This is a genomic window from Bacteroides sp. AN502(2024), assembly GCF_041227145.1.
GTDB lineage: Bacteria > Bacteroidota > Bacteroidia > Bacteroidales > Bacteroidaceae > Bacteroides.
In genome coordinates this window covers 12,618-33,504 of sequence record NZ_JBGFSP010000010.1, presented here as the reverse complement: position 1 = coordinate 33,504, position 20,887 = coordinate 12,618, and the positions used below count along the sequence as shown (strand labels likewise).

The window sequence follows — 20,887 nt, the reverse complement described above, 5'->3', positions numbered from 1 at the left end:
ATAATCGCGAAAACGAAACGTACAATTTTCTAAAACGAAACGTACAATTTTCACTATTTTTTCAGCCCATCAAAGCAAAGGCATTTAATCACCATTCAAGCGGTAATTAAATGCCTTTTGAACATATGCAAAAAGCGCGAAAAACGTTGTTTTTCATCTGCATTTTGTCTGCACTTTATTTGTTCAATTCGTAGAAAACCACTATCTTTGCTTAGTAATTAAGAGATCCTTTTGATAGGTTTGCCCCGTTAGCAAGCCTTTTATGTAACCAGCTTATCAAGCAGGCGAACAATGTTTGCCTTTATCTTGTGCCTGTCTCTTTGCCACTCTATTTGTTCCATCCCTTTGTCATATTCGGGATAAGGCTTTTCTTTCATCTTAAACTGAAAATGCTTGCACAAAGGATAAATGTAACGGTAGGTTTTCACCACGAACACATCCAGGTCACCAAGCAAGAAGGCTACATTTGAACGCACGTAGCCGGATGGTGATGTCGTATTTGTGAGTATTTGGTTATGGATAAACTCGCCCGTTCGCCTATTGCGCAGAAAACGCGTGTAATGAAAGCCGTAATATTTGAAGTTGGCCGCCTTGTAAATTGTTCCGCAGCCTAAACGACCATCGGCGAAACTTTGTATAGCCACGATATTCTCATCCATTTTGCGGATCAACTTGATGCTGGCGGCAATTAGCACGGTTTCCGCATTCTTCCCGAGGCAGTCGCCAATCCACAAACGGTTTAATTCGCATATCCACGCTTTCGGACTCGGGTGATGGAATAATCTTACTTTGGGATTCTTCATGTAACCGTAAACCGCAACACCGAGGCATTTGTCCGGTTCATCGGCGCGGAAGATACTGAAGTTAAACACTCCAAAGCCGCCAAAGTTCCATTTATGGGAATAATGGTGTTCAAGCACCATTTGGCGGGCAAGTTCCTTTGTCACGGGTTTGATAAGCAGGTCGCCGAGCGATGAGGTTTGTTTCAGGACAAACAGATTTTCTTTAATCATTCAGCATATTGATAGCGTTTTAATGTTTCATGAATATTTCCCTCACGATCCTTTTGCCGGGTGGCGCACGATGAGTGGTTCCTGCGGGTTGTCGGGTGGAGCCGTGATAGCGACGAACGATCGCAAGAGATACGGTGACTGTTCCGGCGCATGGCATCGGGCCACACTCCGCACGTTGAACGAGCGGATGATACCGTTTTTTCTTTCTTCATCCCCCGTCGCCATGTGGACATGGAGCGCAAAACCGCGCAGCATGGCGGAATCATCACGGACTGTCCGCGGTGATGCGCCAATTGAGAATGTACGGATGATCGGTTTCATTGCTTACTGTTTACGGGCTATTATTTTAAATTGGCAATAACGGTCGTTCATCACACTCTTGCACAGTTTTTCGGCGTATCCGCCATCGCTTTGAGGCTGATAGGAGCGGTTGTTACCCGAGGAGACGGGGATGCCGTCATCATCATACTGTACCACGCCGCCGGACTTGCAGACAAAGTAGTCGCCGAAGAGTTGTGCGGGTATCCACGGCTGTGCGGGCACCCGTGTGTCGTCGAACATGATGGCGATGCGGTATTCGGGATCATCGGCGGGCGGTATGAATGTGTCGGTATCGTTGGCCGCCACGAAACTCTCGTCGGGCACAACGGTCCGTCCGCGGTATCGGATGGGGCTCTCACCCGTGTTGAGATAGACACCACCGCTTTGCAGGGAGTCTGCCGCCTGCAGCGTGGAGAATATGACGGGGGTCGAGCGCAGGTAGCACACGTTTTCGATGTTGGGGTCTTCGAGTGTGTGAAGTGTACCCGTATCCGTGCCGTTAAGCCCGGATACGAACGTGGTACCCTCCTCGTCAACCGCCAGCACGTTTCCCGTGACATAAACGGCGTTGCGGTATGCCACGTTTCCATCTACTACGTACCGGCCTTGCGGCAGGAGGTCTCCGGGGGCGAATGTGCGGTCGGTCACGGGGCGGTCGTTGAGTACGATGCCGTGCGAACCGAACAGGGAGGTGAACGATGCGAGTATACCGGTAACGGATGCCCGTGCGGTGTCGAGTCTGATGATTTTACTGAGCACTTCGCCCACCGTGTCGCTGCTTGTCTCATCCAGACAGATGGCTCCGCCTACAATGGTGAGTATGCCGGCCGCACTCTGCTCGTCCCATGTGCCGGCTATACCTATACTGTTATCCATGATGGGTATGGAGAGTGCGGGAGGCAAGGCACCCAGATAGGAATCGGTAATGCCCGGCAGGAATCCGGCGGGATTGGCGGCCGGGCTGTCGGCTCGAAGTGTCAGATCACCTGCTCCGGGATTGTTAAAAAGTTCTTCCGCCGTTTGCGCTGTGAAGATGCAGCGGGTGAACACGGGCATGAGTTCCTCTCTCACACCCCGTCCGCGGCATTGCCCGAGCAGACTGTCACGTCGCGCTTCTCCCCCGGATGCTTCGGTAATGAGTTCCTCACCGTCGAGGAACCAGCGGCAATCGGCAGTGAACAGGCACTCCTCGAAACGCAACGGTTCGTCGGCGTAGAAATCGCACCGGGCAAGAATGCTTGTACGGATAATTTCGATGCCGTACGATTCCCGCCTACGGTGTCCGATGGGGACGTTATGGACAGTGAAGTGAGACACTTCTCCATTACCCGCATAGCATATTTTCCTATCTCCGCAGATCTTGGGGCTGTCTATCACCACATGGTGTATGCCTCTTTTCCCGCCGATGCACCCCATGTATAAGGGTGAGTTGCGTATGATAACGCTATGGTCGCCCACACCCCATGAGTGCTGCGTCCACCCGAAATATCCTCCCCAGGCACGTCCCACCCCGGCATATCCCCATGCGCCGTATCGTATCATGGCGGTGTAGGTGGCCGGCGCGCAATTCTCCACGATGATGTCATTCAGCGTGAAGCCATGAATGAGATAGGTGTCTTGCCCGTCGAATGTGGCCGCTCCCATGTAGTCTCCTTGTATGCGGGTATCGTGGTCTCCATCGGACATGTCCTCGCAGAATCGTCCTCGGCAGATGATTTCTTTCGCCGCGGTTCCGTGTCCCCTATACGCCTTTCCCAGTGTCTGATAGGGATTATCCGGGGTTCCTGTGCCGATGAGGTCGTTTCCCGCGTATGAGTCCACATAGACACACCGGGCGTTTCGTGTCCGCCACAAATAAGGTCTCATTCCTCACCTCCTTTCACCGTTTCCACATTGATGACATCCCCGCGTCGTCCCCATGTGGGTTGTTGCGGGTCGATATACTCGCGGCGGATGGTTACACGCCACGCCTTATTTTCAATCACCCACCTTATGGGGCGCCCGAACCGGTCGGTTTGAGGCATGACCTTTCCCGTTTCTTCGGTATTCATGGCCAGAAGAGGATAGATTTCTTCGTATATCCACCTCATGGCGGATTCGGTTTGCGAAGTGTGGGGGTCTGTCTGCCACGTCACTCCTTCTTTTATTTTGATTTCCATTCGATATTGGTTTAGAGATTATACATCAGAGGCACGCCGGTGAGGCCGGCTCATCACACATCTTATTCCGACGGCCGCCGCGGCTTCGTTGACGCGTTGGATTTCCCATGTGGCGAGTTGTCCCGGTTCAATCAGTATCGCCTGCGGGTTTTCGGGATCGACCTCCCGGCGTACCGTGTTCCCGGCGGTTATCCACAGGTGTGCCACGTTGAACAGACGCACCTCTTTCATCGTCACCGCATACGCCTCCATGTTGACATCCTGAATGGCGACTCCCGTCTGCCCGAAGTCGAGCGTGTAGCTGCGGTCGGCAAGCGAGTCGCGCAGGTTCTCGAGGGTCTTTCTCAAGCCTTCCTCGGCATCGGTGGCACGTTTTGTCTCATCGCTTATTTCTTCGTGACAAGCGGTCGCGATGGTTTTCCGTAGTTCTTCCAGCATGCCGGTCAGCGTCTCCGCATCGGTCACCCCTTGGAGAAACGCTTCCATCTCCCGCCATCGGTTGATCGTACTGTCGGCCGTGTCCTTTGCTTCCAAAAAGGTCTTAATTGTATTCGCCAAAGCCCATAACGTGCTGTAATTCGCGCCCAAAGCGGAAAACGTGCTTTCCAGAGAAGCGCAGGGATCCGTGGGGTGCAGACACCCTCGCAGGCTTTCCGCATCGGCGTTGGCCGTGTCGATCTCCGCCTGCTGTCGTATGTCCGTGGCTTGCAAGTCGTCCATGTCGTCCGAAACGCGCCTGAACTCTTTCTCGGCCACGGCTGTATGTTGGTCGAACTCCGTGCGCAGCATACTGTGTCTTTTTTCCAAAGCCACACCGGAGGAGTGGTCGTATTTCGCATTTAGCTGTTCAGGGAGATCCTCCACGTTGGCAAGGGGCAGTTTGTCTTCCGTCTTATGCAGAAAACTGTCTATCCAGTCCGCGAACTGTTCTTCAATCGGGTATTTTCCGCGTTTGAACCATTGTTTTAATGTTGAACGTAATCTGATAGCCATTGTGATATTATTTATTTAAGTCGCATGATATAAGCCAGAACATAATACGGGGGACGGTTTTCATGTTGCGCACCACCGCCCTTGCCTTCCGTGTCATGCCTGTAATAGAACAGATGCTTGTTGTCATAATCCGTATCATTTGACCCGATATTGTTGTTCGTCACGATGGTGTCGTAGTTCTGGCCGTCGTGGGCTTCCGGATAATAATAATCCTTGAACGTATGCGCATGGTTCGGCATTTCATTGATGGTAAGGGCATGTTTTTTCTCACCGCCTGCCGTGCCTTTCGTCTTGTAGTCATTATCACTGTCGTGGTAGCCCACGACAAAACGGCCGCGCAGATCGGGAAGACGGAAAAAGCCGCTGGTCGTAGTGTACCGTGTACCGTTGGCACTGTAAGCATTGTTAAAGGTCGTACCCAAAGCCTTGTACAGGTCGGGATAGTCCTTTGTGCTTAATTGCCGCCCGTCACAAAGGGCGTAACCGTCAGGCTCGGTTTTTCCCGCCCATAGCAGCACGATACCCAAAGGTGCGGGGGTGAATTTTGCCGCCTCCTCTTGCAGGTCTTCTTTCAGGTCGGCAATAGCCTGATTAAGTGCGTCAGAAGTCTGCACATTCTTGAAGTCCTCCCATCTGAAATTTTCATAGCCCACACCCGCGGCAAGCGTCCGTTTCGTGTAGGCTTTCGGATAATCGTATCCTTGCGCCGTCACGGGTATATCCTCTTGTTTCACATACATGCCGCTGCCGACCGCACCGCCCTCGAAACGCAAAACTTCACCGGCGGGAAAAGCCGCCGTCCGTACAAATACATAACCCTCGGAACGCTTTGTGCCGTCCTGTGAAAGGTCGCAGCCGCGCAGGATTACTTTGTCGCCGGCGATGTTGCCCAATATAGCGACAAGCGCGATATTGGTCTGCAAGGCGTCCAGCGTCTCACAGTCCAGCGGAAAATCCTTGTTTCCCTGTGTCAGGTAATTACCTGTGATTTTATCCATTATCTTTTTTATTTGTAGTTTATAGTCCAACGTTTTGAAGCAAGTTTGTAAGTGTCCACGATTGCGTTCATACGATTTTCATCCACCCGGTCGCGCAGGCTTATCGGTACCGTGACCCAAAAATCGTAACCATTCACACCACCGAAGCCGCGGCGGTTAAGGATAAAAGCAGTTCCCATGATATGCGAAGGTAGCAGTATGAACCGCTCCTGCTCGCGTTGGAAAATGCGTTGTCCCTGCAATGACACGCTCCATTCGTCCTCCACCAGAATACGGCGTTCCACAGGGTCGAACGTGTCATTCAGGACGGCACGCAGGTGGCACACCTGCCCGTTATGCGACAGCCTGTATTGCTTATCCTGACGCCAGCGCATGAAATTTCCGTAAACGATGTTCACACCCTGCACCATGCTTTGCGCAAAGGCGGCAATCAGAGGCCTGCGGTAGTGCGTGGGCAGCAACAGCAACGCCAGACGTTTTATTTTAAGGTCATAGAGGCTCATTTGTAAGGTGTCATGTTAAGTTTGATATTTCCAGCTTTGAAATAACCCGACGCAGGTGTGTAACGGGCGTTTATCTTCGTGGGCGTACCCTCGCCGCTTACCATCGTTTCAGACCCGCGCAACTCGACAATGCGCACCCCGTCGATGGCTTGCAGACAATCCACAAGTGCCATGTTGGTGTATTCACCGTTGAAAGGCAGGTTTTCGATATAGGCGATAATGGCTTCACGGCAGGCCGTCTCGACATTTTCGGACAGCAGCATCGCGTCAAAATATACGTCCGCCTCGCAATTGAATGCGTCAGGAGGCCGGTTTACGAGGTTCACACGCACGCCGGCGTCTTTTATTTCCGCAATGTAGGCCGCAAGCTGCCCCTCCGTATCGGTATCGAGCGGCTGCCGCTTTCCCCCGGCATCACCCGCCACCTTGATGGTAAGGATGGAGGCATCGGCATTTTCTGTGGCCGCGGCATATTTTACCACGTGGGCGGTCTCGATGTCACCGTCACTCATGCCCTCCGTGTCGTAGTGATCCGTATCGGGAACGAGGGTTTTGTCTTTTATGAAACCCAGCACCTTGTCCCTGTACCATTTGGGGCGGTGAGGCATGATAGCCTCGATGCGTTCCTCCACGTCCTTTTTATGCCTGTCAAAAAGGTTTTCAAGTACCCATGTGGCACAAGCCACGATATAGAACAGCAGGCTCTCAACGCTTACCTTGCTGAAATGCGAGGAAAAAGCCGTCCCCGTCTCAAAACCATAGGCGCGCGCAACATCCGAATTGCGCATGAAGTCGGTCGTCATACTGTCTTTTATGTCCGAGATTGTTCTTGCCATATCCCAATTATTTAGCTTACAATAAAATCTATTTCTATTCCCATGAAGTTGATGCCCTCCTGTGCGAGTGCGGCCATTTCGTCCGCACTCAATGCCGTGGCGGGTTGCAGGTTCTGCACACTGTAACGGCGCACCGTGTCGGCATTTTCGACGGCAACCGTATCAAGAACCTGCCCGTCCTGCAAGGTATCTGTCAGGCTTATGCCGTTTGCTTCGGAAAGCCTGAAAGCGGCTTCCATGCTGCCCGAAGTCTCCACGGCCATGTCGAGCAGGCTCTGTCTGTCCTTTACTGTTACTTCCATCATTCCACTGTTATAATGTTATCTTCCGTTATGCTCACTTTCCGGACGTCAAGCCCGCAGGCCTCCAGCATTTTTTTTGACCTGACCCCGCCACATGACATCCACCTCGCCGCCAAGCATTTTTTTCACTTCGCCGCCAATAAGCGGAAATTCTTTCCACTCGCCACGCATGACAATAAGGACACCCTCGACAATCTGGCTGTCAGTGTTACCGATTACGACACTGCCGCGCTCTATCAGCAGGTCGCCACTTTCCGCGTCTATCAGTATGCCGTTCATCCGTGTTTCACTTTTTCGTTTTCATAATCACCCCGCTGTGTAGGCGTCAGCAGGTTGCCCGCCCAGTTCCCCGTCAATGCGGATAACGCCGCACCGCCATCCTGCGGAACGGCCACCCATGCGGAAAAGATGTTTTTCAACTCGTTGATGTCATTCTCTATGGCGTTGAAATGTTCAGTCAGCTGCTCGACCTTAACCGTGCCGCCGAAGCCGCCGCTGTTCAGTGTTATGCCCTCTGTTGTCAGTTCCGCACCGGTATCGTCGCCCATCAGCACGCGCACACCGTCTTTGTCGGCTGAAATCCGGGCGGTGTCGCCACTGATTACCACCTCGACGCTTTCCACTTCGTCGGTTAGCAACACCACCCCCGCAGCACCGTCGGCCACAAAACCGACAACCACATAACTACCCACTTTCGGGTACGTCACCACTCCGAACGTGCTTTCCTGATTGGCTTGCAGGTTCACGCCCAGAAGCGGCGCGCTTTCGTCCAATGGCGTGCAGTCCACCGTGCGCGCCGTCTTGTCCACGGTGTCCACCGTGCAGACAAGGCTCGCGCTCTGGCGGCCGCCCTGTGCCAACTGCCTGATGGTTTCTTTTATATTGTTCATTCTTCTACTCGTTGGCCGAGCGTGATTTCCTGACGGAAGCCGCCCGTGCCGTATTTGATTATATTTTTCTTTACCTGATAGACACCTTTTTTCTCGCCGTCTATCTTGATGCCGATGGCGTCCAGCTTATCGAGCAGACTGTAACCGAACGTCTTGAAACTGCCCGTAAGGCCGTCACGTTTAAGACGCTTGATTTCCTGCTGCGCCCACGCTTTGAGTTCGGCTTCCTGCTTGTTGTAGGTATGGAGGGTACGGTGTTCGCCGTCGGCGTCGCCCACCTCCACCCTGATTTTTTTGTTATTCGGCATTAGGCTGACCGCTTTGATGCGCAGCCGCATGTTTTCAGCCTTTTGCTGTTCCAGGTTCCGGTCGTCGATGATATTTACACCCGTGGCGAAAACCTGCGTCGGGCGGCTGTCCCTCTCGAACAGGACACTGCAATAAAGCACGGGGCTGCCGTCCTCGTAGCGGAAGAACGAGCGGACGCCGTTTTCCTGCAAGTGGCCGAGAAGCGATGCCACGGTGTCCGCCGTGACACGGTACTGGCCGAGGTTCTGTTCACCCATCACGCGCAGCGGGTAGTTCAGGCCTTGTTCTTTCAACAGGGTTTCAAGGTTCACGCTCTTGTAGGCTTTCTTCTGTGCCTGCATCTGTTTCAACTTGAACATTTCGTCCTCGCAGGTAATAACGACGGGCGTCTTAAAACCTACGTCACGCACGTAACCCACAAAGGTCAACTGCAAATCCCCGTCGTAGCCCAGCCACACTTTCACCCCGTCGCCGCGCTGCACGGGTATCTCGGCAGCACCGTCCCACTTGATTTTTTTGGGCAATGTCAGACGGCATTCATCCGTCAGCTTTTCGGTGTCGCGGGTGATTTCCACCTCCGTGACCTTTTCAAGCCGCCAAGACTTCGCGCCTGTGATTTCTATTTTTGCCGTCAGCCTGTACATCGTTTGAATGCCGTTTAATTACTGTTTAATACTCTGTACTGTACACGTTATAATCCCCGTCGCTCATGGCCGAAATGCTCACGCTTTGGTAGTTGCTCGCCGTGTCCTGCGATACAGAAAAACTCTTTATCACGATACTACCGATGTCGAATATCTCTAAAAAGACGCTGTGCACGTCGATGGCCGCCTTTTCGTCGAAAAAGGCGCGAAGCTCGCGCAGCCCGTCTTCGGGGTATTCGTCCACGATGACACCGTTACGGACGGCGACCACACCGACAACGATGTTTATCTGGTAGTCGCCCTCGTTGATGTATTCTTTCACCGTGCCGTCCATGCCGACCATCTGCGTGGTGACGATGTTTTTCGCGCGGCTGATGGCACACACGGCGTCATTGATGACAAGCGTCTGGCCGTCCTGCTTGCGCAGTGTCAGTTCGCATAACACATACCGCCCCTCCCAATAACTTTTATCGGTTATCGGGCTGCTGACCTCGTGCGGAGTGATACCGCCACCGTGGCCGTCCCAATTAGGGGCTTGCCCCGTGCGCGAGGGTTGCATCCTGTACAGCAGCCCTTTCGCCTGTGTGGCCGCGCCCGCAGCTATGAACATGAAACTTATCGGTGTCATACTACATTGCCAAATTTACGTCGTTAAGGGCGGACAACAGGGCTTCGCCCACCATGTCCTTGACCTTTCCCAAGTCTTCGGACAGATTGGTGGTGTGTATCTCGAAACGCTCCACCAGCTTGTCCACATTGACCGTTATATTCCTGATTTTACCGCTGCCGTCGCTTTTGCCGCCGCCGACAGTTCCGAGGCTGCCGCCCGTCGGGTCGGGTGACGTGACAGTCGGCACGTCCACCGTGGGAACCTCCCCGCCTGCCGCGTTCGGGTCGGGTTTGCCTTTCTTTTTGGCCTCCTCCGCTTTCTTGCTGGCAGCCATTTCGGCGTTATAGGCGTCATAGAACGCCTTGCCGACGTTCGTGCCGAACTCCGAAAAACCGCCTTTAAGCCTGTTTATGGCGTCCTTGATGCCCTTACCGTCAAGGGAGAAAGCAGCCTTTATCAGGTCGCCGATGCTGCCGAAAACGTTTTTAGCCAAGTCCCAGATACCCTTAAACGTGGCGACAAAAGCTGCACCGAGGCCTTTTAAGGTAGCGCGGAACTTCGCCGACGTGTTCCAGAAGTAAACACCCAGAGCGACAAGGGCGGCAATGGCCGCGGCTATCCACCCGATGATCGGGATGTTCATGATGGCCACACTGACCGCGCGGCAGGCGGTAACGGCCGCCAACTTGAACGCACCAAAAGAGGCGGAGGCGACACTCGCGAAAGTGGCCGAAGCTGTCCCACCCGTGACAAAGGACAGAACCAGCGCGCCCAGACCTTTGAGGGCTTGAAATATCCCCACTGTGGCAAACCGAAGCACCGCCAGCGTCGCGCGGGTGATGTTGATTAAAAATCCGTTGGAGGCGAACTGCCCCGTAATCAGTTCACGGTTCATGAATGCCATTTGCAGGCGGGCGGCATAAATGAAGCCCTGAATGTGCGACCACATGGCCGCCCACTGCAAACCCTTTATCCACGTCATAAGGTTGCCCATACCGATAAGCAGCGGCATAAGCTGCGAAAGCGGAACGAGTGCGCCCATCAGGGTGGAAAGCCAGATACCGAGGTCGCCCGTGGCCTGAAAAATGCTTATCTTGAAGTCCTCGAACTGCTGGTTTATACGCGCCTGACGTTCGGCGTAACTCTCCATGATGATGGCTGCCTGTTCCTCAGCTGAGGACGTGCCTGTAACCGCGTCCGTGAAGTCCTGCAAACTTTCAGTGCCGTTTATCAGGGCAAGGGCGGCGTTCGCGTTTTCACGGCCGAACAGAGCAGACAGCAGCGCATCGTCTTTCAGCAACGGTTTGAGCGTTTCCAGACGTTCTTTCAGCGGCTTTGTCTTATCTGTCAGGGAAGACACGTTGATGCCAGCCTTTTGCAGTTCCTCCTGCGTCTTTTCGGGCAGGAAGCGGCCTGCGGCAAGGGTGGACAGCACGTTACGCAGGGCGACGCCGCCCTCCGAACCTTTCTTGCCCGCCTTGTCAAGTACCTGAATGGCGGCGTTCGTTTCCTCAAAACTGACGTTGGCGGCTTTCGCGGCCATACCGCACTGCTGTAATGCCACTTTGATGGCGGGAAGTTCCGCAGAACCGGCCTGACCAGCCGCGGCCATGACGTTCATCATGCACGCCATTTCCGCACTGGCTTTCATCGGGTCATCAAGGCTGATGCCGTACTGGTTCATGGCGGTGGTCAGCACCTCGGCCGCCGCCACGCCGTCGCCGCCCATCAGTTTGCTGGTGGTGGCGATACAGTTGCCCATCGCCTGCAAAGCCTCTGGGTATTTACCGAGTTCGGGCGACAACTGCGAAAGCAGAAGTTTGTAGCCCTCGACAGCCTGCGAGGCGTCGATACCGAAAGCCTTTGCACTGCTGCGGGCGTACCCCTCAATCTGTTTCAGGCTGTCACCCGTAACACCTGCGACGGCACTCAAATCGTGCATCTGGCGGTCAAGCGATATGCCCGAAGAAGAAAGGCTGCCCAGCGTATCGTTAAACTTGCTTACATAGTTACTCGCCAAATCCCAAACTGCAAGCGTCTGCCCCAATTTGCCGAGCCAGCTGTGCGTACCCTCCACGGCGGCATTGAAACGGCCTGTACTCTCGGCCATTCCGTCCATCGTGGCCGTAAAATTGCCGCCGACATTAAATTGGTAATCGAAATTTTGCATATTCGGATTGTTTTTACTATTTTAGCAACGTGTTACCTTTACACTGTTTGAGTATGGAAAGCGTCTTGATTTTTATCGGTAAATGGTTTATAATGCTGCCTATCTGCATAGGTATCGTTATCATGCCCTTTTATCTGCTCGGTGCTTTCACCCGTGCCGCGTTCAAAGATTTCAAGCGGCCGTCAAGGGCTGGCATTGCCCCCAAACATTCCCGATAGCATTTCTGCAAGGTTCCTGTTTCGGAACTTCTCCAGCCATAACGCCTCGGCGTAATGCGCCGCCCATTCTTCATAACTGCCACCCATCGGGTCAAGACCGAGGTTTGCGCGGATTAAGGCACACCCCTTTTGAAAACCGTCCTTATTGTCGTCGTCAGAAAGCTGGTGCGCCTCTACAAGTTTTTTAGGCTACCGAGGCACGAGTTGAACATGTTGCCCAACTGCGTCGAGGCTGCCATGAAAAGCAGCGCGTCTTCGCGTATCTCCGTATCGCCACCCAGAAAACAGTTGTCGTAAAGCACCGTCGCACTCTTTACCTCGTCGTTCTTGCCAACCTTTGTGACGGCTGACATGGTTTCCAACGACGGGCGTTTGAAGTAGGCCACATGTAAGTCTTCACCGTCCGTTACGTCAATGCGGATAACACGCTTGTGTACGGCTTTCCATTTGTTGATTTGTTCCTCGGTCACACCGCCGTCATAGGTCTTTCCCTGCGGCTGTTTCGTTTCGTTATTTTCCATGTTCTTTTACTGTTTAATGATTGGCTACTACTTCCCCCATTCGATATGCGACGGCACGAGTTCAAGTTCCACCTCCTGCCCCGTGTCGCCCTCTTTCCACTTGCGACTGTTTCCCGAAAACTGCACGTTGCGGATTTTGTCCGTATGGATGATACCACTGTCGGGTAGATAGGTGACAGTGATGTCAAAGGGCGCGAGGTCTTGAATACGCCCGTTAGGGGCTTGCGACTGGATAGCCTGCACTTCCTCCTGATACAGGATAATTTTTGCAGTCGGGGTGATGCGCCCCTTTGCTCGGCCGACGGGATGGCGGCCTGCGCCGTACTTGTTTACCACGTCCTGATTGTCGGCGTACTCTATGCCGACGATACCTGTAACAGGTACGCCGCTGATGGCTGCCACGATGTCAGCCCACGAGCAAAGCATTCCGTTGATAAGGGGGATGCCGTTGTTGATTACACTTGCCATTGTTATACTGTTTTAGCAAATCCGATTTTTACTTTGATTTTACGCATGACACCCACGGCCACCTGTCGGATAACGATTTCCACCTCGCTGGTGCTTAATACATCCTGATCGGGGTCGATTTCCACCTTGTAGCCCGACAGTTCGCCCGCCTTTTCCATATCTTCGAGGGCTTTGCCCGCCGTCGTTTCCAAATGGCTGATGCTGTACGCCTGCATCTTGCCCGTGTCAGCGTCGATGTAGATGTTGCCGCCCAATTCAGGGATAAGGTAGGTGCGCACACCGCGCACGGCCTTGTCCATCATGCGGACGCTTTCTATCATGGCGTAGTCACTGATGGCACTGTCCATCGTGTGACTGTCGTTCACGTAGCTGCCCGCCTGTCCCACATGGGTAACGAAGAACAGGTAACGGCCGCCGTCCAGCTGCTCAACAAGTGCCTTGTCAAGGTCGCGGTAAAGCGTGCCGTCACCAAAGGCGGGTACATTCACGCCCGTGGGGAAATTCTTGACCCAGCCGATGGACTGATGTACGGCGGCCGAAGAGAGAAGCCCCAGCACAACGCCGATGGCCGACACGGTGTTTTTAGCCGTCTTGTTGGCCTCGGCCGCGTAGAGTTCCGCGCCCGTTCCGCTGCCTGCCTGCGCGATTATGACGCTGACGCGGCACTGGTTCGCACCTGCAGCGTCCGCGGGCATGTTACCCACGGCGGACACTTTCGGGGCATACAACACGGAAAGCGGCGCATTTTCGGTGTCGAGCGCGTCGGCAACACCCTGAATGGCGGTAACATCGTCCGCGCTGAAAGCCTTGTCGCCGCACCAGATGGCTATCTGGCGGATGCGGCCGCTGGCGAAGTTCTGCACCGTCTTGATTTCGGTAAACTTGTAGCTGTTCGGCTTCGTGAAGATACCCACGTAAAGCGATATGCTCGGATTGACGCGGAATATCTCCGAAAGCTGGTAGTGCAGCACTTTCACCGACCAACTGTCGGCCTTGTCGGTGATGCCCAACGCCTCGGCCGCGTCGATGGTCGAAACGGCCTGCACATGCGCCGTCTTGAAGCCGTCGGGGATTTCCGCGTCAGCCAGATAAGCGATAAAGCCCGACACGTGGTCTTCACCTGCCACGCTTTTGGGCACATTGCCGTTTTGTCTTTCTATTTTTAAGCTGTTCATTACTCCGTTACTTTGATGATTTCCTTATTTGTCAGATCGGTGGCATGGTGCTGCGCATCCGAGCGCAACGGGAACGCCTGACCGTCGGACGTTACGAATACTTCCTTGAAGCCGTGCCGCGCGATGGCGGCCTTGCCCGCTTTTTCCAGAACACTGGCCGCGGGTCTCGGCTTCTTTTCCTCTTTGGCCGCAGCAGCCTTTGTTTCGGTTTTTTTATCGGCCTTTTCCGGTGCGGGCGCAGCCGCAGCGGCTTTTTCCTCTGTGGAGGTTACGGTTGCAGGCTGCGCCTCCTGCTTTTCGGGTGTCGGGACTGCCTGTGCAGCGGCCGTTTCTTTTTCTTTGGTCTTGTTCGTTGCCATGATTCTATCGTTTAATTCGTTTGTAAAATATCCGGATCGCAAGGACGGATACCGCCAGCAGGAACATGCCCGTACCAAACCGCAGGATGCCTGTGCCTGCACTCGGTTTCTGTTCGGAGGTATGGACACTATCGGACTGCTGCGTGCTGTCCTCGGCCGTGTCGGCCGTTACCTGCGTCTCCGCCTGCACTTCGGCCTGCACCGTCTCGCGGTTCTGCTGTTTCTGCCGATGTTCCTTATGCAGCACCGCTTTCACGGGCGGCAGCCCCGCGCTGTCGGCCGCAGGTTTGTCGGTGTCGTACACCACCAAGTCCGTGACCGTTTCACCCTCGCTGACGGTCAAACGTTCCAGCATCAAGGTGACCTGTGCACACACAAGGCTGTCAAAATGCGCCTGCGTACTCTCATCTATCCGCGTCTGAACCTCGGTGCGCATCAGCCGCTTCTGCGACGAGCAGCTCACGAGAAACAGGACAGTCGCCAGCCATAGGGCACGACGGTATCTTTTCGACGGCTTTTCTGAATTTGTCCACATCCTTGCGTAATGATTTGATTTCTTTTTCGAGTGGCTTGACTATATTTTCCATAAGTATGTCGCTCGCCTTGCGCACATTCTCCAGCTCGCTATTTTCAACCGTCGAAAACTTCTGTTTCATTTCCGCGCGTAGGTTGTCAAGTTCAAGCTGGTATTTCTGCCGCAGTACCCTGCTGTTCACCCACGCACCCAACGGGGCGGACACGGCCGCCACGAGGGACGACACAATTATGGTTGTAAGTTCCGCGCTCATTGTACTACTGTTTGATACCTATTTCCAGAAGCCACGCCGCCACATCAAACGACGGGCAGGCTTTCGCCGCAAGCCGGTTGTGTCCCACGATTTTGACATCAGGATGGCGTGCGTGAAAGTCAAGCACGTATTTCCTTAACGCCTCTTTCTGCGCTGCCGTACGGGTGTCTTTCGGCTTCATGCCCGCATCGCAACCGCCCGCGTAAACGACATGGCGGCTTACACTGTTGTAGCCTGCCGCTCCGTTGGTGATTTCCCACGGATCGACATTCGCGTCCTCGTTGTTCGCCACCAGACGCTCCACACGGCCGTCAAGGTGGAACAGGTCGGTATAGCCTACCTGTTTCCAGCCGCGACCCTCAGGGGCGGGCGAAGTGTGCCAACGACGGATGTCGGCAGCACTCACTTCGCGACCCGCGGGGGTGGCCGTGCAATGGATAACCAGATATTGAAGTTTAGTCATTGTTCACGTCTCTTTAAGCCGCAGTCTTCGCGCTGATAACGGCCGCCGTGCAGTTTTTGTCGGAAAGCGGCAGGCAGATACCCCATTTGCGGAAGTTCACGAGGTTGCGGTGATAAAGCGGGTCTTTCGACGCCTCGCTGTGGTAGAACTGTACCGAGCCGTTGGCTTTCATCATGCGGCCGACGTAGAACGCCACGGAAGCCTGCATGTCGGTGTCGGCGGTAGCCGCGCCCCATGCGAGTTTTTTCTTCGTGGTGGCGTTGTAATGCGGCGTGCCGTCATATTCGTAGATGTCGAAGCCGTACAGGCGGCAGATTTTGCCCTCGGTCTGGTTGATGTTGTAGTGTTCCTTGAACTTCTGGTCGGTTTCCAGCAGGTCGTTCACATGGTCGCCGCACATGACCAGCACACGGTCTTTCTTCGGTATTCCCATCCCGTCAAACTTGCGTTTCAACGCGAGCAGGTCGGCGGCGGTGAACTTTTTGCGCGTGCCGTCATCGGCTCCCGTAGTCACCAGCACGGGCGACGTCGTCTTATTTTCGGCGGGTGCGATGGCATGGATGGCTTTCTGCATACATTTCTCTTTCAGTGCCTCACGGTGGCGTTCCTGTACGCTTGCCATCTTGTCATAGCTGCAAGCGTGCAGTTCGTCATCGGTCACGGGCGTGGCCGTGGTGTCGAAACGATCCAGCGGAACAGGCTTGTCCGCGTCTTTGAGTTCCTGAATGTTCAACGGATAGGTGGTGTTGTTCACCAGCACGTCGGGGTCGCCGCCCAGTTCGGTGAAGTGGATAACGTCGTTATCGACGTACTGGTCGTAACTCTTGATCCGGTCATACCATCCGAGGCTTTCGGCGGCCGTGCGGAACGCCTTAATCATTTCACCCGTCCAGATTTCAGTGAACACGGTTTCACAGGCGCACCCCTGCGGCAGGGCGACACGTGCCAGCAAGCCCGCCACGTTACCCGCCACCACACCGGCGGCAGGGGAAAAGCCCGCCACGCAGGCGAGCGTCGCACCCGCCGCACTGTTCAGGGCGACGGACGCAATCAAGGCCAAAACGGCCGTAAACAGATACTTAAAAAATCTCATTGTTGTTGGTTGTTAAATGGTTATTTCTTCGGGATGCCATGCCCGTACTCGGCTTTGTACAGGCGTTCGTAATCCTGCGGCTTTTCCTCGCGCAGCTTTTCCATCTCGGCGGCAGGGACATCCGACAGTTTGGCGTAGGTCTTCGGTTCGTCGTCTCGCGGTGTGTCGGTCTGGCGGATTACCTCTGTGGGCTTCCTGACGGGCTGCATAAGAGAAAGGGTCTCGCGCAGGCTGTCGATGCCGGCAGCCTTGCCGATATTCACGAAATGCGCCTTTTTATCAGCCGTGATACGCTTCTCGGCGATTGCACCGTCCACAACGGCCGTAATGCCGGCAAGCTGGAGCGTTTCCACCTTGTCGGCCTTTTCTTTCAGCAGGCGGAGCGCGCCCGCTGCCTCCTGCTCGGTGGCTGTTTCCGACAGGCCGAGCAACTGCAAAATTTCTTTGTTCATGCTTTGAGTTGATTTATTGGTTTGATTATTCGTTTTACCGGCGGGAGTAGTTCCCGTCCGATCGTCTTTCTTTTCGGGTGCAAGCAGGGGCAATGCGTCGTTGTCCTCGCCCGCGGCAAGTTTCAGCATTTTGCCGCTGTTGTCGTAAAGTTGCAAGGCTTCGTCGTTGCCGCCCATGTCCACGATGCTGACCTCTTCCAGCCTGCAACGGGTGATGGTGCGCCGTGTCTGACCTTGCAGCAGATATTCGGGCGCGTCGCTGGTCTCGATGATTTCGATGCCCGCCGAAGCCATGCGCAGAAAACCGTTCTCCCACTTGCTTTCTATCTTTTTGGCGAACTCGTCGTTCCGGTCGAACACGGGCGTACCGATAAGGCGGTCGCCGTCCGTGCGCAGGTTGTCGATGCGGCCGATAGGCATGGCGTCACGGTCTAGGCTGCGGCGGTGCATCCACAACAGCAGCGGGTTTTTCCGGAACTGTGTCAGGTCTATGCCTGATGTCAGCACGCGACCGCCGTAACAGTTCAGGCCGCTGGTGCTTATGATTACTTCTTTTGCCATTTGTCTGTCTTAAAAAGCGGGCGGCGTCTGTGTGCATCACACTACCGCCCGCAACTGAAACAATCGTCTTACCTTAAAAATACCATTGTAGCGGGGGCGGGACTCGAACCCGCGACCTTGAGGGAATGAACCTCACGAGCTGGCCGTCTGCTCTACCCCGCGATGTCTGACGGTGCAAATTTTCGGATTTCGGCAAACGTGGGCAAAAAGAGTGTAAAACTTTGCATATCTTTTTCTTGCAGTCGCTCGATAGTGCCACTTTTGCAGAAACAAAAGCCCCGTTTTGGGGTAGGTTTAATATTTAATTTATGAATGGCAACGAAAAAGGAACTCGAAGAGAAAAAAGAGTATGCGCGCCTGCTTTTCATGCAGGGGGAAACGCAAAAGGTGATCGCGGAAAAGGTCGGAGTGTCGGCCGTAACGATTAACAAATGGGTGACCGAGAACGGCTGGCAGGAACAACGGGCGGCGTCCAACATCACACGCCCCGAACTGGTGAACAAGTTGCTGCATACCATTGACAAACTTATCGAGCGGGTAAATGAAAGCGACGACCCCGAAGCGATGGCGGGGCTGGGCGATAAGCTGGCGAAACTTTCAACGACCATCGAACGCCTCGACAAAAAAGCGTCCATCGTGGACGTGATAGAGGTATTTATGGCGTTCAGCAAGTGGATGCGGTTCCGCATGTCGTTCGACGAGGGGATTACCCCCGAACTGCTCAAAACCATCAACAAGTATCACGACCTGTATATCAACGAATTGTTGCAGAACAAATTTAACCAATAGCCTATGGCTTCAAAAGGGGAATTAAGGGAAGCGGTCGAAAGGTGGCGGAAGCACTGCGAGACGGTGCAGCAGGCCACGCAGGTGAATACCACGGAAACGGCAAGGGAGAAAATAGCGCGTATCAGGCGCGTGCGCTCCGACTATGCCGCTTTCGTGGATTATTATTTCCCCCACTACACCGTAAACCCTGAAACGGGAAAACAGACGCCCTGTGCGCCGTTCCATATCAAGGCGGCGAACAAGGTGCTGAAAGAACGCAACCTGAAGGCGGCGTTCAAATGGCATCGCGGCGCGGCAAAGTCCACCCATCTGGATATTTTCATACCCCTGTGGCTGAAATGTCAGGAAATACACCAGCTTAACGTCATGGTGCTGGTGGGCAAAAGCGAGGACAACGCAAACACGCTGCTGGCAGACATTCAGGCGGAATTACAGTTCAACCAGCGGTATATTCACGACTTCGGGCAGCAGTACAACAACGGTTCATGGGAGGAGGGAGAGTTTGTGACAAAGGACGGTACGGCATTCTTCGCACGCGGACGCGGGCAGTCGCCGCGCGGTCTGCGTTACCGAAGCCACCGACCCGATTACATCGTCATTGACGACCTCGACGACGACGAACTGTGCGAAAGCCCCGCACGTGTGAACCGTCTTACAAATTGGGTGAAAGAAGCCCTGTTCGGCGCGCTGGATGGCGGACGCGGACGCTTTATCATGGTGGGCAACCTCATTTCAAAGAACAGCGTGCTGGCGAACTTCTGCGCCATCGACGGGGTACACGTCTCACAGGTGAACATTTGGGATAAGGACGGCAATGTATCATGGGCGGCCAAATGGACGCCTGACGAGGTGAAAGCCATCGAGAGGTTTCAGGGGTATCGCTCGTTCCAAAAGGAGTACATGAACAACCCCATCACCGAGGGCGCGGTGTTCCGTCAGGACTGGATTAAATGGGCGACACGTCCCAATTGGAAAGAGTTTGAAGAACTTATCCTCTACATTGACCCCGCGTGGAAAAGCAGCATAAAGAATGACTACAAGGCGGCAAAACTTTGGGGAAAACGCAAAACGCAGCTGTGGCAGCTGCGTGCGTTCGTCAGGCAGGCCACCATTCCCGAAATGGTGCGGTGGTGTTATGACCTGTTCGAGTGGGCACAGGAAACGGGTATCGCGATAAAGTTCTACATGGAGGCGGGTTTCATGCAGGAGGAAATTCTGAAAGATTTCAAGACGGAGGGTGATTTACGCGGCTACCAGCTGCCTATTCTGGGGGACAAGCGCAAGAAGCCCGACAAGTTCCTGCGTATCGAAAGCAGCGCGGCAAACTGGGAACGCGGCTTTGTCTTTTACGACGAAAGCCAGAAACAAGACCCCGACATGCTCACGGGACTGGAACAGACCCTCGCATTCCAGAAAGGGATGCGGGGGCATGACGACGCGCCCGATGCCGACGAGGGCGCAATATCACTGCTTCAAAAGCACTCACGGATTAGTAGTTTCACTCCGTCATTCGGCAGGCGGAACAATGCAAAAAATGTATCATGGTAAGAAAGTATTTCAAAGCACTTGTATTTGAATGGCGGCTGAAACGCGCCAAGAAAAAAGCGGCCAGCGACGCCGCACTGTACGGGAAAAAATTTCTGGTGGTCGTATTCGGCGGAAAGCCCGTTGTGGTTTCCATGCAGGGCATTAAAGAACTGATACGCCGGCACCGTTTCAGGGAGGGGTTCACGGCCGAGAAAGCCGAAAAATGCGCGCTGTATGTCGCCAATCCTGACTACTCAAAAAAGCAGACGCCATGTTCCTGACAATTGAAGACTACAAGAGTGTGTGCGACAGCTTCGAGTTCGAGCAGGTGACGGCCAGCGAAGCGGAACGCCTCACGGCGGAACGGGCGGCGATGGAGCAGATTTGCAGCTACACTCGACACCGATACGACATGCGGCAGGCATTTGCCGCCGAGGGAGAACAGCGTAATGCCATGCTGGTGCAGTGCATGGTAAACATCACCCTTTGGCTGATGATCCATCGCCTGCCGCAGAACATGGGACACGAAAGGCGCGAATGCCTGTACAACGATTCGGTGAAATGGCTGCGCGACGTCCAGAACTCCAAAGCGTCGCCGGACCTGCCGACATACACAGGCACGGACGGGGAAACGGACGCACACAACCCCGTCCGTTACGGCTCTATGCCACCAAACAGATACGATTATTAAATATCGTGCAAGTGAGTGCAAACAAACTTGTTTG

The 20,887-nt window shown here is 54.3% G+C and carries 27 protein-coding genes and 1 tRNA gene; 5 read left to right on the top strand and 23 right to left on the bottom strand.

Annotated elements, in window-relative coordinates:
• Positions 1–260: 260 nt before the first annotated feature.
• Positions 261–1,013 (bottom strand): hypothetical protein, encoded by a 753-nt coding sequence (locus tag AB9N12_RS17945; protein WP_369892748.1) that lies wholly within the window; start codon positions 1,011–1,013, stop codon positions 261–263.
• Positions 1,014–1,035: 22 nt separating this feature from the next.
• Between AB9N12_RS17945 and AB9N12_RS17940 the strand changes: the two genes are divergently transcribed.
• Complete coding sequence (locus AB9N12_RS17940) at positions 1,036–1,374, top strand: hypothetical protein (protein WP_369892749.1); 339 nt, start codon at positions 1,036–1,038, stop codon at positions 1,372–1,374.
• Here the strand turns inward: AB9N12_RS17940 and AB9N12_RS17935 are convergent.
• The 22 genes from AB9N12_RS17935 to AB9N12_RS17830 form a co-directional block, all read right to left on the bottom strand.
• The gene (locus tag AB9N12_RS17935; protein ID WP_369892750.1) at positions 1,338–3,200 is read right to left on the bottom strand and encodes a hypothetical protein; all 1,863 of its coding nucleotides are present in this window, start codon (positions 3,198–3,200) and stop codon (positions 1,338–1,340) included. The genes AB9N12_RS17940 and AB9N12_RS17935 overlap by 37 nt on opposite strands.
• Complete coding sequence (locus AB9N12_RS17930) at positions 3,197–3,493, bottom strand: hypothetical protein (RefSeq protein WP_369892751.1); 297 nt, start codon at positions 3,491–3,493, stop codon at positions 3,197–3,199. The genes AB9N12_RS17935 and AB9N12_RS17930 overlap by 4 nt, the downstream gene beginning before the upstream one ends.
• A gap of 18 nt (positions 3,494–3,511) precedes the next feature.
• Positions 3,512–4,486, bottom strand: a complete 975-nt coding sequence (locus tag AB9N12_RS17925) for a hypothetical protein (protein WP_369892752.1) — start codon at positions 4,484–4,486, stop codon at positions 3,512–3,514.
• Between the two features lie 11 nt (positions 4,487–4,497).
• Positions 4,498–5,484: a tail fiber protein gene (locus AB9N12_RS17920; RefSeq protein WP_369892753.1), complete on the bottom strand. Its 987-nt coding sequence runs from the start codon at positions 5,482–5,484 to the stop codon at positions 4,498–4,500.
• Positions 5,485–5,492: 8 nt separating this feature from the next.
• Positions 5,493–5,987, bottom strand: coding sequence for a hypothetical protein (locus tag AB9N12_RS17915; protein WP_369892754.1), 495 nt, complete (start codon positions 5,985–5,987; stop codon positions 5,493–5,495).
• Positions 5,984–6,823: a hypothetical protein gene (locus AB9N12_RS17910; RefSeq protein WP_369893435.1), complete on the bottom strand. Its 840-nt coding sequence runs from the start codon at positions 6,821–6,823 to the stop codon at positions 5,984–5,986. The genes AB9N12_RS17915 and AB9N12_RS17910 overlap by 4 nt, the downstream gene beginning before the upstream one ends.
• An 11-nt stretch (positions 6,824–6,834) precedes the next feature.
• Complete coding sequence (locus AB9N12_RS17905; protein WP_369892757.1) at positions 6,835–7,128, bottom strand: hypothetical protein; 294 nt, start codon at positions 7,126–7,128, stop codon at positions 6,835–6,837.
• A 45-nt stretch (positions 7,129–7,173) separates the two neighbouring features.
• Entirely contained in the window at positions 7,174–7,404 is a 231-nt protein-coding gene (locus tag AB9N12_RS17900) for a hypothetical protein (RefSeq protein ID WP_369892758.1), read from the bottom strand.
• The gene (locus AB9N12_RS17895; protein ID WP_369892759.1) at positions 7,401–8,015 is read right to left on the bottom strand and encodes a hypothetical protein; all 615 of its coding nucleotides are present in this window, start codon (positions 8,013–8,015) and stop codon (positions 7,401–7,403) included. The genes AB9N12_RS17900 and AB9N12_RS17895 overlap by 4 nt, the downstream gene beginning before the upstream one ends.
• Entirely contained in the window at positions 8,012–8,968 is a 957-nt protein-coding gene (locus AB9N12_RS17890) for a hypothetical protein (protein WP_369893473.1), read from the bottom strand. Before AB9N12_RS17890 ends, AB9N12_RS17895 begins: the two co-directional genes overlap by 4 nt.
• A 25-nt stretch (positions 8,969–8,993) precedes the next feature.
• The gene (locus AB9N12_RS17885) at positions 8,994–9,596 is read right to left on the bottom strand and encodes a DUF6046 domain-containing protein (RefSeq protein ID WP_369893471.1); all 603 of its coding nucleotides are present in this window, start codon (positions 9,594–9,596) and stop codon (positions 8,994–8,996) included.
• Between the two features lies 1 nt (position 9,597).
• A complete protein-coding gene (locus AB9N12_RS17880) occupies positions 9,598–11,748 on the bottom strand; it encodes a phage tail tape measure protein (RefSeq protein ID WP_369893470.1) in 2,151 nt (716 codons plus the stop codon).
• 391 nt (positions 11,749–12,139) lie between these two features.
• Complete coding sequence (locus AB9N12_RS17875; RefSeq protein ID WP_369893469.1) at positions 12,140–12,487, bottom strand: hypothetical protein; 348 nt, start codon at positions 12,485–12,487, stop codon at positions 12,140–12,142.
• A gap of 27 nt (positions 12,488–12,514) precedes the next feature.
• Positions 12,515–12,955: a hypothetical protein gene (locus AB9N12_RS17870; RefSeq protein WP_369893468.1), complete on the bottom strand. Its 441-nt coding sequence runs from the start codon at positions 12,953–12,955 to the stop codon at positions 12,515–12,517.
• 2 nt (positions 12,956–12,957) lie between these two features.
• The gene (locus AB9N12_RS17865) at positions 12,958–14,130 is read right to left on the bottom strand and encodes a DUF2586 family protein (RefSeq protein ID WP_369893467.1); all 1,173 of its coding nucleotides are present in this window, start codon (positions 14,128–14,130) and stop codon (positions 12,958–12,960) included.
• The gene (locus AB9N12_RS17860) at positions 14,130–14,489 is read right to left on the bottom strand and encodes a hypothetical protein (protein ID WP_369893466.1); all 360 of its coding nucleotides are present in this window, start codon (positions 14,487–14,489) and stop codon (positions 14,130–14,132) included. The genes AB9N12_RS17865 and AB9N12_RS17860 overlap by 1 nt, the downstream gene beginning before the upstream one ends.
• 4 nt (positions 14,490–14,493) lie before the next feature.
• Positions 14,494–14,844: a hypothetical protein gene (locus tag AB9N12_RS17855; protein ID WP_369893465.1), complete on the bottom strand. Its 351-nt coding sequence runs from the start codon at positions 14,842–14,844 to the stop codon at positions 14,494–14,496.
• A gap of 49 nt (positions 14,845–14,893) precedes the next feature.
• The gene (locus AB9N12_RS17850) at positions 14,894–15,277 is read right to left on the bottom strand and encodes a hypothetical protein (protein ID WP_369893463.1); all 384 of its coding nucleotides are present in this window, start codon (positions 15,275–15,277) and stop codon (positions 14,894–14,896) included.
• Between the two features lie 4 nt (positions 15,278–15,281).
• On the bottom strand, positions 15,282–15,740 hold the full coding sequence (locus tag AB9N12_RS17845; protein WP_369893461.1) for an N-acetylmuramoyl-L-alanine amidase: 459 nt from the start codon (positions 15,738–15,740) through the stop codon (positions 15,282–15,284).
• Between the two features lie 13 nt (positions 15,741–15,753).
• On the bottom strand, positions 15,754–16,833 hold the full coding sequence (locus AB9N12_RS17840) for a hypothetical protein (RefSeq protein ID WP_369893460.1): 1,080 nt from the start codon (positions 16,831–16,833) through the stop codon (positions 15,754–15,756).
• Positions 16,834–16,853: 20 nt separating this feature from the next.
• Positions 16,854–17,846, bottom strand: a complete 993-nt coding sequence (locus AB9N12_RS17835; RefSeq protein ID WP_369893459.1) for an HK97 family phage prohead protease — start codon at positions 17,844–17,846, stop codon at positions 16,854–16,856.
• A gap of 88 nt (positions 17,847–17,934) precedes the next feature.
• Positions 17,935–18,008: transfer RNA gene (locus tag AB9N12_RS17830), tRNA-Met, on the bottom strand.
• Positions 18,009–18,158: 150 nt separating this feature from the next.
• On the opposite strand from AB9N12_RS17830, the gene AB9N12_RS17825 reads away from it, so the two are divergent.
• The 4 genes from AB9N12_RS17825 to AB9N12_RS17810 are packed head-to-tail and all read left to right on the top strand — an operon-like array spanning position 18,159 to position 20,853.
• Positions 18,159–18,635, top strand: a complete 477-nt coding sequence (locus tag AB9N12_RS17825; protein WP_369893458.1) for a terminase — start codon at positions 18,159–18,161, stop codon at positions 18,633–18,635.
• 3 nt (positions 18,636–18,638) lie between these two features.
• Entirely contained in the window at positions 18,639–20,183 is a 1,545-nt protein-coding gene (locus AB9N12_RS17820; RefSeq protein ID WP_369893457.1) for a hypothetical protein, read from the top strand.
• Positions 20,177–20,443: a hypothetical protein gene (locus AB9N12_RS17815; protein ID WP_369893456.1), complete on the top strand. Its 267-nt coding sequence runs from the start codon at positions 20,177–20,179 to the stop codon at positions 20,441–20,443. The genes AB9N12_RS17820 and AB9N12_RS17815 overlap by 7 nt, the downstream gene beginning before the upstream one ends.
• Positions 20,434–20,853 (top strand): hypothetical protein, encoded by a 420-nt coding sequence (locus tag AB9N12_RS17810; RefSeq protein WP_369893455.1) that lies wholly within the window; start codon positions 20,434–20,436, stop codon positions 20,851–20,853. The genes AB9N12_RS17815 and AB9N12_RS17810 overlap by 10 nt, the downstream gene beginning before the upstream one ends.
• The last annotated feature ends 34 nt before the right edge of the window (positions 20,854–20,887 follow it).